A 12,749-nucleotide genomic window follows, 5' to 3' on the forward strand; every position below is an offset into this window, starting at 1 on the left:
TTACTACGATACAGACTTAGCTGAATTTTACTGTCTTAACCACTGAAACTAAAGACAAACCTACAACGCCGAGTGTAGTAAATCGTGTTGATGCATTTGTTATGTGTTTATACCAACAATCGCTATTCTTAATAGTTTATTTATTTTGTCCACTATTAATTGCCTCCCATTGCTTGATGGTAAATTGTAAACGTTCTATTAGGTCATCATAAGTAATAATATCAATTACATTTTTGTATTTTCTTTTTATTATTTCAAAATCTTGGAGTTGTTCATCAGACAAACCTTTTTTCCGACCCATTATGATAATACCACTAGGATTAGTGATTTTAAGCTTAAAGTTTGGAGCTAGCTTTTCTTTATAATCTTCAGTTAGCTTATCTTCCCCTCTTAAACCCCATTTGTTTAAATAAAATATGTATTTTTCAATTTGCATTACAGTGCCAGATAACTCTTTCAGTGGTACATAGTTATCTCGATATGTTCTTTGTGTAACAATACATTTATCAAACGGTTTTTTTATTTCAATAATATCAATATTTCCAGTTGAATCGACTAATAGATAGTCGATAAATCTATTTTTTTTACTATACGTATCTCTTACACGAGCTTCTTTAAAAACATGAATATACTTAGGATAAAGAAGCAATATTATTTGTAAAAGCTCCTCTTGCCATTGAGCTTCAGAATAAGATACCTCATCATTTAGCATTTTATTTAGTTTATCTAAAAGGCAATTATATTTAAAAACTTCAAATTCAGAAAAATGGATACTGAGATCCTCTCCCTTTTGAGTTACTTTTTTATTTAAATACTTTTGATATTTACTTTCATAGTCTTCTTTAGTGTCAATGTAAGAGGATAGAATACTGCTAATGCGAGCATTTGAATACATATTTAATTCATAGCTATTAGGGAAGGATTTAAGCAATTCAATATATATTAATAATGGTATCGCATCTTCATGATCTCCGCCGATATAGATTGAATTTTCAACTAAGTTATCAACTTTAGGAATGACTGATATTCCTCTTTCCGCTACAAAAAACTTTTTGTTGAAATCTACCGCTTCATCAATAAATAAATCATTTTTTAAAGACAGTACTTTCTTCGAGAATCGATAATATTTACCTTCTTTATTTGCAACATGAAACTCAACAACATCACTTCCATTATCTAAAGATGATATAAGATCAACAGAAGTAAAGGTAAATGCTCTTACTATTGATACTCTTCCCTTCTCTTTCATTTCGTTAAAAACCCAACTGGCATCGGGCTGTTCACTCGAATAAGACAAGATTAACTTATTATTTTCACGTCTAAATTTGATCACAACTTATTCCTTGCTTAAGGGGATTCCAACACATAACGCCGCAATAACACGTGCGAACGACCAACTCTACCAAACCAATTATACTTCAAACCACAAACGCCGAGTGTAATTAGCATCGTGTTGATTGCTTTGTTACACGATCTTTGTCAACGCTCGCTTTAATTGGTAAAGAACTGATTTACCAATAATATTTAGAAATCAATTCTAAATTACAAAAGCCAATTTAGCGAACAAAAGAACCGTTCAACTGCAAAAACTGCGAAACGAAACAATCCTTTTTTTAGCACCATTTGTACGACTTGGTTTCAGCCAGTTTGGAGCTGATAAACCAAATATCCTCGCCACAATTGGGATTGAAAATACTGAGAGCAAAGCACTGATGCAGAATAAAATGAGGCAAAACCATGAACAATTGAAGCGTGAATTAGCTTCTGAAATCCATGAACTTGGGGAAATAAGGGCTAACTTGCCGAACCTGATGAAATGAAATCTAAAAGGCAGCAAAGAAAAAGGAAATCCACCCTACTTTCACGCCTAAAAAAACTAACGGCTCAATCGCTGAACTGAGCCAAAAAACTGCAATCTTTAGTTCGTGTAACGCTTGCATAACACGTTTATTACCATGCCAACCAACCTGAATTAACCGCCTTAATCACAAAACCCAAGGCAAACCCAGAACGCCGAGTGTAATAAATCGTGTTGATGCATTTGTTATATGCATTTTACTTTATTTTAGCTAACTCTGCGTCAAGTCGGCTTAACTGCTTGCCGCTTAGAATTGTATGAGGTCTCAGGTACTTTTGATGCACTCTCGAGGCTTCATTATTCCATTGTACGGCTAAGTTTCGTAATGTTGTCATCCATTCTGGATTGTCAATCGTTCGATACAACAGCTCTTCATTTACGCTTAGTTTTCCTGATGTTTGAATATTCCAAATTTCATGGGTATAACGAGAACCCACACCAAATTTAGCTAGGTCATCTAGGATTAAATTATCCATAGAAGCTAGAGTAACACGATGCTTAGCTTTAACCTTTACTCTTCTGTAGAGCTTCTGGTGGTCATGGGAACAGTCTCTTGCTTTCTTTATTGCTGCTTTAGGTTTCTGCGTACTTGGGCTTAAAGAAATAACTAATGACTTCAAGGAACATTCTAATGACATAGCCAGATCAACCATAGCTTTCGCTCTAAATTGACGATGTTGCATTAAATCATGATGGCTATTCATCAAGTCGTATCTTTCAATGAACAAATTTCCATCAGTATAAAAATTTATGGCTACGACTGACTTAGCTGCCTGCACGATTTTTACATTGTTTGCTGCGCCAGCAATTTTCTTCATTTTAGATATATTTAAACTCATACAGCTTATCATTCCTCATATTGTTGATATTTCCAGCATGCATATAACGCCTGCATAACACGTTTGCTACCATGCAGATTAAGCTTAAATTTACCACTTAACGCGGTAAACCCAAAGAAATCTGGAATGCCGAATGTAGCAAATCGTGTTGATGCATTTGTTATGAGTATTACTTAAATGGGCTAAGATCGATACCCTCTAACTCGCAAACAGCCATGATTGTTGGATGTGATGATAAACGATTTAGATAAGCTGACAAATGATCAAAACTTAATGGCGATTGCTTAATTGGTAAACACCACTCAGAAAGCATAAATAAGAAGAAATCACAGGCTGATATTTCATCGCCTAAAAGGTAGTTCTTACCCTCAAGTTGATCATTAATTACGGATAGTGATTCAGCAATTCGATCATCTTGAGCGGCAACCATATTTGGAATAGTGCTTTCATCATTTGTATGTCGATGTGGATAATATCGAACCATTAACTCAGCTTGAAGCGTATTATTCAAGTACGCTAACCATTGGAAAAACTGAGGTCTACTTTTGCTCCCCAACCGAGGGATTAAACCATGCTTAGGATTTTGCTCACAAAGATGAATACAAATAGCAGAACTTTCAAAGATTGCTATTCCATCGTCAATTAATGTAGGAATTCTACCTGCTGGATTTAATTTTAAATATTCAGCTGATTTGTGGAAGCTTGATTTCCTATCAATCAACAATAAATCATACTCTAATCCCATGAAATGTAATAAGAAGTGCGGAGCTAAACTCGCGTTGTTTGGGTAATAATATAGCTGATACAAAATGACTTCCTTTTCTTAATCCACAAATACTCATAACGCCTGCATAACACGTTTACTACTATGCAATTATACTTAATATTGACGCCTTAAAACGAGAAACACTCGGCAAAATGAGATTGCCGAGTGTAGTAAATCGTGTTGATGCATTTGTTAGCTTGATATCTCAAGGGGTTAATTGTTATTTATGTCAATTATATCCAGTTGCATTTTTGCAAAATGAACAGTTGCCATTGAACAAATAACCAATTGACTTAACTCTTCATTATAATTCCAATCTTTATAGGCCTCTAAAAGCTCACTATTACAATCATTTAAAAGATGATTAATTATACTAATAATTTCATCGTACTTCATTGAAAGCTCTTTATTATAATCTAAAGGAAAAGATGTATGAGCTAACTTTAGTTTTTCTGATTTTAATGAGTCTTTAGCTTCCTGCAGTACCGGTTTAATTTTTAAATATTCAGATTGATAATTATATAACCATCCATTTTCAAGCCATGCATCTACCCATATACTTTTCCAATCTTCAACTTTGACCCGTTTAGTTAATTGATAACAAACCCACCGAAATGCCGAGGCCGATACAATACTGGAAGATTTTGATGGAATACCAAATATTCCTTCAAATGATTGATACTCCCCATCAGCTTTATTTAAAAGTTTCTTATACTCACTATCATTTAAGCCATTAACTCCACGCCTAATAACAGAAAATATTGCTTGATTAGCTGAGTTGTTCCATGATTTATTATCAAATGCATAATTTGCCAACATCTCACTACCATTAGAAAGGACATGACGTAAAGGTCTTGCATTTTGACCACCTAGGCTATAATGGTCTTTATCTTCCAGTTCTCTGGACCACTGAACATCTAGATTTCCACAAAACTCAGAAAGATTTCTACACGTTTCTTCTAAGCTTATTACAACGTTAGAGTATACCAATGAAGCAGAATTGTGATGCATGGCAAGAGCACTGGATTCAGCAATTGAAATGGAACGTTTACTTATACGTAATGAGACAAAAGCTGCAATTGCTGCAGCTATTGAAGCAACAGCAGATAACAATGTTGGAATTGCATCCAGCCAATTCATATAAATTCTCCATAATAAATTGATATTACTTTCTAATTTGAAACTGCTTATCGAGCTAACGCCTGCATAACACGTTTGCTACCATGCAGATTAAGCTCAAATTTACCACTTAACACGGTAAACTCAAAGAAACCTAGAATGCCGAGTGTAGTAAATCGTGTTGATGCATTTGTTATATTTTTTTACCAGAGAACAACGCAACACATCCTATCATTTCCACTTTAACATCTGTAAAGTGCTCGCTTAACGATGCCACTAATGATTCTAAGTCATCGTTGTGATTACTAAATATTCCTTTCTTATTGTAAACACCCATCAATTTTTTAGCGAAAAAGTTTAGTTTTGTACCCTTGCCTAAAATTGTACTACCAAACAATACCCCACCATCGTTCAGATGTTCTTTTAGATGCTTAAACATAATACCCTTATCAATCAAATTTCCAGGTAAACAATGAAGCAAGTAATTAACACTAATTGAGTCAAATTTATCGACATTTAACTCAAGAGGTTCAAGTACATCCCCGCAGTAAACTTCCGGTTGGAAATGATTTATTGCTTTTGAAGTTGTATCAAGACTATTTTGATTCAAATCTAGCAAAGCGATACGTTTTGTTGATTGAGGTAGATAATTCTTGAGGTAATAACCTGAGCCAACACCAACATCTAAATGATTAGATGAAACTAACATTGAAAATTGCTCGCTAATAAATCTAGTTGGGCATTTCCAAAAATAGTTATTTGAGACTCCTAAAACCCAGAAATCGTATATTGAGAGTACTTTCTTCGAGTAGACAGCTTGTCCAGCAACTGTGGATTCTTTATTCATTTTTAATTTCATATAGTTATAAATTATCAGCCTTCAATTTATACTAAAAAATAGAGATAGCAAATCTTACCAGAGATAAAAAATATAACGCCTGCATAACACGTTTGCTACCATGCAGATTAAGCCCAAATTTACCACTAAAAGCGATAAACCCAAAGAAACCTAGAATGCCGAATGTAGCAAATCGTGTTGATGCATTTGTTATATTTTTCCATTCAACAGAATAGAAGCTTTGTGCTCATCAATAGGGACTACAACACGATGTAAAAATATGTGACATTCCTCTATAGATTTATCAAGCAGGTCTTTAAAAAGGCTCATTGTCTGTTTCTGCAATGGATTTAGGCTAGCAATAAATCTGTTTACATCTTCAATTGATGCATACTCTAAAAAATTGAAAAACAACTTAATAAAACCAGAAGTAACATCTGAAATCTGTACGAGGTAATTATCTTCTTCTTCAGATTCAACAAAAACAAAGTCGATATTATCAATTTCTGAGTCATGGACACGAATTTTTTGTATCATTTCTTCAACTTTTTCCTCATTGTCTAGGATATGCTTGGAGTTAGGGAACATTTTTAATCTATTCATATAGAACAATGAAAAATCGTCAATTAGTACATTCTTTTCGAACTGAAAAACCAACTCAAAATCCACTTTTTCACTGAACAAATGAATACATTTATAGACAAGGTATCCAAGTTTAAAAAGCATCTTAGAATCTAAATCACTTTCATTGTTGGAAAATTTTTTTGCTATATTATTCAATATAAGCTCATGGAGACTTTCTAAAAATCTTAGAGAGTGTTTTTTCTCTATACGTGGATAGTCAAATGAAGTCATTAAAGCAAGAAAATTTTCTTTATCGAGTTTAATTAGTCTATATAAACAGTCTTTATAAATAAATTGTTCGCTATAGTCATTTATATCATCTGTACATAACACAAGGTCTTCGATTATATCAAGGAAAGACCAATATACTGTATTTATCATTTCATAGTGAATATATACGTTCTTTTCAAGAAAAAACTCAAAAAGGGTTTTAAACTTCTTACTACCTAACGCATATTTAAATGCTTCGATAGGAGTATACTTAGCTCTAATTTTTACCATCTGAGCAAATTTAAGCTCTACAGTCTTTTTGGGGAGATAGAGTTTATTCTTCAAATCGATGAAGTCTATCTCCTTACTTTGATCATTCAAAGCAATCCCCCCTAAAACAAAGATTGAAGAAGATTCCTGACTCGGATCATTGTCTATATTGTACTCAGCTCCAGAAAGGAGTAATTTCCTTATATTATTAGATTCATCATAGTAGAGTGAGTATTTATTTTTTGTAGATTCTAGTTCCATTTATTCAACATCTCTCAGTTCGTGACGGAAAATATAACGCCGCAATAACACGTTTATTACTACGACGACTTAGCTGAATTTTACCGCCTTAAACACCTAAACCAAAGACAAACCTACAACGCCGAATGTAATAAATCGTGTTGATTGCTTTGTTATGCAGTTTTTAATACAGTTGAAATTGGCTTTGGCAGATCTGTTAACTCTCGTTTTTGCTCAACGCCAACAAGGTAACTATACGCTGCCATAAATACTGGTAATTTACGTCGTAGTGATTTTAATGCACGTTGATTATTTTTATATGAACTCGCAATTGTATCTTTCTCTTTATCGCTTATAAATGCAGCAACAACTTCAAATAACTCAGTACTAGCCCCGTTTTTATACATTAAATGGCCATAAAAATAATTTGAACCTTTAATAATAGAATTATTAGGTAAGGATGATTCTGCTGTTATTTTTATTTCTTTATATACATCATCAAAATCCATATTTAAGACATCGATATCCAAGCCAACAACATATTTAAGCTCTGCTTGTGATATAACGTTATATATTAAATTAATGTAACGAGATTCTGTCAAATTAAGTGCGTGTTTATGCTCTTCAACTGTTATCTTCTTTTTTAGTTCATCATAGCTATTAAGTATTTCAACAATAGTATAGTTACCAACCTCATCAAGTTGAGTCTTAGTGAAATTCTTCCACAGTTCTTTAAGTGCATCTTCGCAGCGCTCTAAATAAAATGATGACTTTTTATGAGCCTTTTCATCTCTTTTGTCTATACGATTTGTAATAAACGTCATTACAGCAATCATAACCCCTAAAGTCACAAAAACAACGCTAATTAAACGCACTAAAGGTAAGAAATAAACTATTTTTTCCACAATATTCCCTTTCATAAAAACGGCATAACGCCGCAATAACACGTGCGAAAGACTGACTTACAAAACCAATTACACTCTAAACCGCGAATGCCGAATGTAAATAGCATCGTGTTGATTGCTTTGTTATACGAGCCTTGCTTTCGCTTCAATTAACTTGGTAAAGAACTGATTTACCAAGATTTGCTGTAGACTGAGTTTAATTAGACTGGCTCAATTTAGCGAGCAAAATATCCAATCAACAATAAAAACTGCGAGATGAAACAATCCCTTTTTCTTACACCATTTGTACGATTTGGTTTCAGCCAGTTTGGAGCTGATAAACCAAATATCCAAACCACAATTGGGATTGAAAATGCTAAGAGGAAAACACTGATACAGGCTAAAATGAGGCATAACCAAAGAACAATTGAAGCGTAAATTAGTTTCTGAAACGCCTGAATTTGGGGCAATAATAGTTCAATGCCGAACCTGATGAAATGGAAACCAAAAGGCAACAAAGAAAAAGATAAACCACCCTACTTTTACACCCAAAAAACTAATGGTTCAATCGCTGAACTGAACCAAAAAACTGCATTCTCAGAGTTCGTATAACGCCTGCATAACACGTTTACTACTATGCGATTATACTTAATATTGACGCCTTTAAACGAGAAACACCCGGCAAACTGAGATTGCCGAGTGTAGTAAATCGTGTTGATGCATTTGTTATATTCGTCATTCAACGTCAATGAATCTTGCCTTAGGATATTTATTTTTACAAGCTACCAGTAAATCTGCGAATGCTTTTTCTAAACCTGCCGAAGTTTTTTCTACATTGTCCTTAAATATTGTTGCAGATTGAATTGCTCCTTTATAAGTTCCGTAAGATAGTTTTTCATGAAGCTCTTCTAATGTTACTTTTCTATCAAGTAACCCTTTTTCAGCCATTTCAGGTTGCAGCCTATTTATAAAGAAATCACTTCGTACTTGGAATGATTCTAATGTCATAAGGAAGCCAGCTTGTTCATTATCTAACACAAGTAACATTGGTAATTCTTCAGATAAAATTAATGTTAACTCATCAAAATCGACCATTGGTGTGCTATCGAAGTTTTTCTCAACTCTCATATTAAAAGCTAAATCATATTCGTTACTATATTTAGATAACACTAGATTCATATTACCGATTGAGTTCAATTGTCGCCCTAAATTGAACAAAGCGCGATTGAGTTTTGCAATTTCTACAACTTGATTTTCAGCGATTGATACTTCTCTTTTATGTCGCTCTATGGAAGCGTTGTAACGAAAAGCAAGATACGCACCAAGCGCCGTACTAAACGTTACTGTTACTGCATTAAAAAAATAATCATAATGCTTAGGGAGAACTTCCTCCTCTATTGCAAGCCCACTGAAATACCACAAATTTATCAATGCTAGTCCAAAAAGACCCCCAATTACTTCATGCTTATATTGATTCAACTTATTTTTACCTCAAAGAATATAACGCTTGCATAACACGTGCTGACGACCAACTTTACCAAACCAATTACACTTCAAACCAAAAATGCCGAATGTAATAAGCATCGTGTTGATGCGATTGTTGTGCGTGCTTACTTTCGGCTTGGTCAATTTGGTAAAGAACTGCCCTGCCAAGATTTTCTAAGCCTAGATTCTAATTTACCAATGCCAATTAAGCGAACAAAATGTTCTTAAATTGCGAGATAAAGTGAATGGAAAACATATACATTTTTTACGCCATTTGAACGGCTTAGTTTCAGCTAGTTTGGAACTGATAAGCCAAATATACTCGTCACAATTGGGATTGGAAATGCTGCAAGGAAAACACTGATGCAGACTAAAATGAGGCATAACCAAAGAACAATTGAAGCGTAAATTAGCCTCTGAAACGCCTGAACTTATGGAAATAATGACTAATTTGCCGAACCTGATAATACGAAAACCAAAAGGCAACAAAGAAGAAAGGAACGCTTACGAAGCCAAAACTACGAAAGCCGCGATCCTTTTGATGAACCGTGCAAAAAATTTCGGACTCAGTACGCACAACGCTTGCATAACACGTTTATTACCATGCCAACCAACCTGAATTAACCGTCTTAATCACAAAAACCAAAGCAAACCCAGAACGCCGAGTGTAATAAATCGTGTTGATGCGATTGTTGTGCGGACTCTTTTTCGGCTTGGCCAACTTGGTAAAGAACTGCTCTGCCAACATTTTCTAAGCCCTGATTTTAATTTACCAATGGTAATTAAGCGAACAAAATGAACATAAAACTGGAAATAATGTGAAGAAAAACAAATACATTTACAACACCATTTGAACGACTTGGTTTCAGCAAGTTTGGAACTAAAAACCAAATATCCTAACCACAATTGGGATTGAAAATGCGGCGAGGAAAACACGGATGCAAGCTAAAATGAGGCAACACCAAAGAACCATTGAAGCGTAAAAATGCCTTTGAAACGCCTGAATTTAGGCCGACAATGCTTAATTGCCGAACCTGATGAAACGAACGCTAAAAGGCAACAAAGAAGAGAATTTGTGATAGCTAAATAGCGTTTAAAAAAGTCTCGTTTCTATTGATGAACCGTGCAAAAAATTTCGGACTCAGTACGCACAACGCCTGCATAACACGTTTATTACTATGTAAATATACTTGAAATTGACGCCTTAAAACGAGAAACACTCGGCAAACTGAGATTGCCGAGTGTAATAAATCGTGTTGATGCATTTGTTATGTGCTAATTTTAGCTCCGAGCTACTCTTCAAATAGATCCAATTTTTGGTTAACGAAATCCATTATTTGATCATAGGTAAACTCATCAATTTTCCCTGCTATCACGAAGCAAATTAGATAGGATGAAACGAAATGGAACTTATAATGAAGTTTGGAGTTGGGATCAAATGACCAATCAGATTTAACTTGTTCATCAATTTCATGATTCATAGCCTCAAACAATGAGCTATTATTCATATGATTGCGCTTTGAATAGAAAAGTGATGCTAACTGATATAGGTTTTCTTGTGGTATATCGCCATTTGAAATAGCTTCCAGTGCTTCACTTAATGCTTCTTTTACCTCTATTAGCCACTTTTCCATATATCATTTCTCCATACTTTCCTAATTTGCACATAACGCCTGCATAACACGTTTGCTACGATACAGACTTAACTGAATTTTACCGCCTTAATCACTGAAACTAAAGGCAAACTGACAACGCCGAGTGTAGCAAATCGTGTTGATGCATTTGTTATAAGCACCTTTCACCAGATAAACTATTTGTAATGGATTGATGATTTAGCTTCAGATATTCGATGTCAGCTAAATAAGCAAGATGATGTCCATTAGTGATATTTTCAATAAATGCCTCATTACCGTTGTTAGCTTCACTTTGCATAAAATCGACTAAGGTTTGAACCCTATCAATCATAGTTTCAACTAACTTCTCACGGTCAGCATTTGATAAACCATAAGAATCACAAAACAACTTAGCCCTAGTCGATTGAGAGCTTAAATCACCTAATGCGTCATACTCATTGGTCTTAAACGGTGCCCAACAATAAACAGCATAAGCAATATCCCAAAGTCTTGGTGCAGGATGAGCCGTATCAAAGTCAAAGATACCGACAGTTTGATTTCCATTTAAAGCTACATTGTAAGGAGCGAAATCTCCATGACAAATAACTTCATACGGTTTTCTGCCTGGTAGCATCCATTTAGTTTTTTGAAATGACGGACTAGAAATAAATGAAACCGTTGAATCATGATATTGACGCAAAAGCTTGCTAGCAGAAATTAATGCTTCATCCGTAGCAATATTTCCAATTAATGGATAATTGTAAACCTCACCCAAAACATAAGACAAAATTTCATTTCCGTTGTCGTCAAAACCAAAGGATTTTGGAGCGCCACTAAAGCCATCACTTTCAAGGTGAGACAGTAACTTATGAATTGAAACAGACCAAAAACCACTTGGTCGATATACTTTATCTTCAGAGCGAAAAACTAGCCCTTCGCGCCCACCTTGAAGTTCTTCCATCATAATCCCTTTTCATGAAAAACCCGTGCTTATAACGCCTGCATAACACGTTTACTACTGTGCAATTATACTTAAAATTGACGCCTTAAAACGAGAAACACCCGGCAAACTGAGATTGCCGAGTGTAGTAAATCGTGTTGATGCATTTGTTATGTTCGCTCTAACCGTTGATCACCGAACATATTTAAACTTAACATGAGTATCAATGTAAGAATTAAGATCACCACCAGATACCGCAATTATTTTCATTCTGTCGATGTGCTGCTTACCTGCACTATCGTAGTCGTAACTAACTGAACGAGCAGTTTCATCGAACCAAACCGTAATAGAGTTAGAATCTAATTCAAAACCACGTATTCCTGATAAGTTGTAAGTTTGCATTTAAGCCTCAATAGTCCATTTGTACCAATATATACGAATATCATTATTATAATCTTGGTATGAACTACTGTGACTAAGCTCACTAATTACTAACTTGATAAAAATTAAGACAATATTTTAGATAACAATTATCTTCCACCTAGAACATAACGCCTGCATAACACGTTTGCTACGATACAGACTTAACTGAATTTTAACGCCTTAATCACTGAAACTAAAGGCAAACTGACAATGCCGAGTGTAGCAAATCGTGTTGATGCATTTGTTATGTTCGCTCTAACCGTTGATCACCGAACATATTTAAACTTAACATGAGTATCAATGTAAGAATTAAGATCTCCACCAGATACCGCAATTATTTTCATTCTGTCGATGTGCTGCTTACCTGCACTATCGTAGTCATAACTAACTGAACGAGCAGTTTCATCGAACCAAACCGTAATAGAGTTAGAATCTAATTCAAAACCACGTATTCCTGATAAGTTGTAAGTTTGCATTTAAGCCTCAATAGTCCATTTGTACCAATATATACGATATCATTATTATAATCTTGGTATGAACTACTGTGACTAAGTTCACTAATTACTAACTTAATAAAAATTAAGACAATATTTTAGATAACAATTATCTTCCGCCTAGAACATAACGCCTGCATAACACG

At 34.5% G+C, this 12,749-nt stretch carries 13 protein-coding genes; 1 reads left to right on the forward strand and 12 read right to left on the reverse strand.

Features of this window, described 5'->3' with window-relative positions; translation table 11 throughout:
- Window positions 1-136: 136 nt before the first annotated feature.
- From GNP81_RS19515 to GNP81_RS16425, 8 genes are all read right to left on the reverse strand, one after another.
- Window positions 137-1,333, reverse strand: coding sequence for a Shedu anti-phage system protein SduA domain-containing protein (locus GNP81_RS19515; protein WP_196585008.1), 1,197 nt, complete (start codon window positions 1,331-1,333; stop codon window positions 137-139).
- Between the two features lie 722 nt (window positions 1,334-2,055).
- Window positions 2,056-2,697: a hypothetical protein gene (locus GNP81_RS16395; RefSeq protein ID WP_155674323.1), complete on the reverse strand. Its 642-nt coding sequence runs from the start codon at window positions 2,695-2,697 to the stop codon at window positions 2,056-2,058.
- A gap of 169 nt (window positions 2,698-2,866) precedes the next feature.
- A complete protein-coding gene (locus tag GNP81_RS16400; RefSeq protein ID WP_155674322.1) occupies window positions 2,867-3,505 on the reverse strand; it encodes a glutathione S-transferase family protein in 639 nt (212 codons plus the stop codon).
- Between the two features lie 171 nt (window positions 3,506-3,676).
- The gene (locus GNP81_RS16405) at window positions 3,677-4,603 is read right to left on the reverse strand and encodes a hypothetical protein (protein WP_155674321.1); all 927 of its coding nucleotides are present in this window, start codon (window positions 4,601-4,603) and stop codon (window positions 3,677-3,679) included.
- Window positions 4,604-4,775: 172 nt separating this feature from the next.
- Window positions 4,776-5,429 (reverse strand): class I SAM-dependent methyltransferase, encoded by a 654-nt coding sequence (locus tag GNP81_RS16410; RefSeq protein ID WP_005424147.1) that lies wholly within the window; start codon window positions 5,427-5,429, stop codon window positions 4,776-4,778.
- A 201-nt stretch (window positions 5,430-5,630) separates the two neighbouring features.
- Window positions 5,631-6,785 (reverse strand): DUF3800 domain-containing protein, encoded by a 1,155-nt coding sequence (locus tag GNP81_RS16415; protein WP_155674320.1) that lies wholly within the window; start codon window positions 6,783-6,785, stop codon window positions 5,631-5,633.
- A gap of 152 nt (window positions 6,786-6,937) precedes the next feature.
- Window positions 6,938-7,669: a hypothetical protein gene (locus GNP81_RS16420; protein WP_155674319.1), complete on the reverse strand. Its 732-nt coding sequence runs from the start codon at window positions 7,667-7,669 to the stop codon at window positions 6,938-6,940.
- Between the two features lie 714 nt (window positions 7,670-8,383).
- A complete protein-coding gene (locus GNP81_RS16425; RefSeq protein ID WP_155674318.1) occupies window positions 8,384-9,127 on the reverse strand; it encodes a hypothetical protein in 744 nt (247 codons plus the stop codon).
- Window positions 9,128-9,166: 39 nt separating this feature from the next.
- Here GNP81_RS16425 and GNP81_RS16430 point away from each other — a divergent pair, with 39 nt between their 5' ends.
- Window positions 9,167-9,361 carry a hypothetical protein gene (locus tag GNP81_RS16430; protein ID WP_155674317.1) on the forward strand — a complete coding sequence of 65 codons (195 nt, stop codon included), beginning with the start codon at window positions 9,167-9,169 and terminating at the stop codon, window positions 9,359-9,361.
- Between the two features lie 1,064 nt (window positions 9,362-10,425).
- On the opposite strand, the gene GNP81_RS16435 is transcribed toward GNP81_RS16430, so the two are convergent.
- From GNP81_RS16435 to GNP81_RS16450, 4 genes are all read right to left on the reverse strand, one after another.
- The gene (locus GNP81_RS16435) at window positions 10,426-10,767 is read right to left on the reverse strand and encodes a hypothetical protein (protein ID WP_155674316.1); all 342 of its coding nucleotides are present in this window, start codon (window positions 10,765-10,767) and stop codon (window positions 10,426-10,428) included.
- 151 nt (window positions 10,768-10,918) lie between these two features.
- A complete protein-coding gene (locus GNP81_RS16440; RefSeq protein ID WP_155674395.1) occupies window positions 10,919-11,707 on the reverse strand; it encodes an aminoglycoside phosphotransferase family protein in 789 nt (262 codons plus the stop codon).
- A gap of 171 nt (window positions 11,708-11,878) precedes the next feature.
- Window positions 11,879-12,088, reverse strand: coding sequence for a hypothetical protein (locus tag GNP81_RS16445; RefSeq protein ID WP_005424022.1), 210 nt, complete (start codon window positions 12,086-12,088; stop codon window positions 11,879-11,881).
- A gap of 287 nt (window positions 12,089-12,375) precedes the next feature.
- Window positions 12,376-12,585 (reverse strand): hypothetical protein, encoded by a 210-nt coding sequence (locus tag GNP81_RS16450; RefSeq protein WP_005424022.1) that lies wholly within the window; start codon window positions 12,583-12,585, stop codon window positions 12,376-12,378.
- Window positions 12,586-12,749: the final 164 nt, after the last annotated feature.

Source organism: Aliivibrio fischeri (assembly GCF_009727955.1).
Lineage (GTDB): Bacteria > Pseudomonadota > Gammaproteobacteria > Enterobacterales > Vibrionaceae > Aliivibrio > Aliivibrio fischeri_A.

What these genes read in the sequence shown, in the direction of transcription:
- GNP81_RS16405 (WP_155674321.1), bottom strand. Translation starts at nt 4,603, where the DNA reads ATGAATTGGCTGGATGCAATTCCAACATTGTTATCTGCTGTTGCTTCA.
- GNP81_RS16395 (WP_155674323.1), bottom strand. Translation starts at nt 2,697, where the DNA reads ATGAGTTTAAATATATCTAAAATGAAGAAAATTGCTGGCGCAGCAAAC.
- GNP81_RS16450 (WP_005424022.1), bottom strand. Translation starts at nt 12,585, where the DNA reads ATGCAAACTTACAACTTATCAGGAATACGTGGTTTTGAATTAGATTCT.
- GNP81_RS16415 (WP_155674320.1), bottom strand. Translation starts at nt 6,785, where the DNA reads ATGGAACTAGAATCTACAAAAAATAAATACTCACTCTACTATGATGAA.
- GNP81_RS16410 (WP_005424147.1), bottom strand. Translation starts at nt 5,429, where the DNA reads ATGAATAAAGAATCCACAGTTGCTGGACAAGCTGTCTACTCGAAGAAA.
- GNP81_RS16445 (WP_005424022.1), bottom strand. Translation starts at nt 12,088, where the DNA reads ATGCAAACTTACAACTTATCAGGAATACGTGGTTTTGAATTAGATTCT.
- GNP81_RS16435 (WP_155674316.1), bottom strand. Translation starts at nt 10,767, where the DNA reads ATGGAAAAGTGGCTAATAGAGGTAAAAGAAGCATTAAGTGAAGCACTG.
- GNP81_RS16440 (WP_155674395.1), bottom strand. Translation starts at nt 11,707, where the DNA reads ATGGAAGAACTTCAAGGTGGGCGCGAAGGGCTAGTTTTTCGCTCTGAA.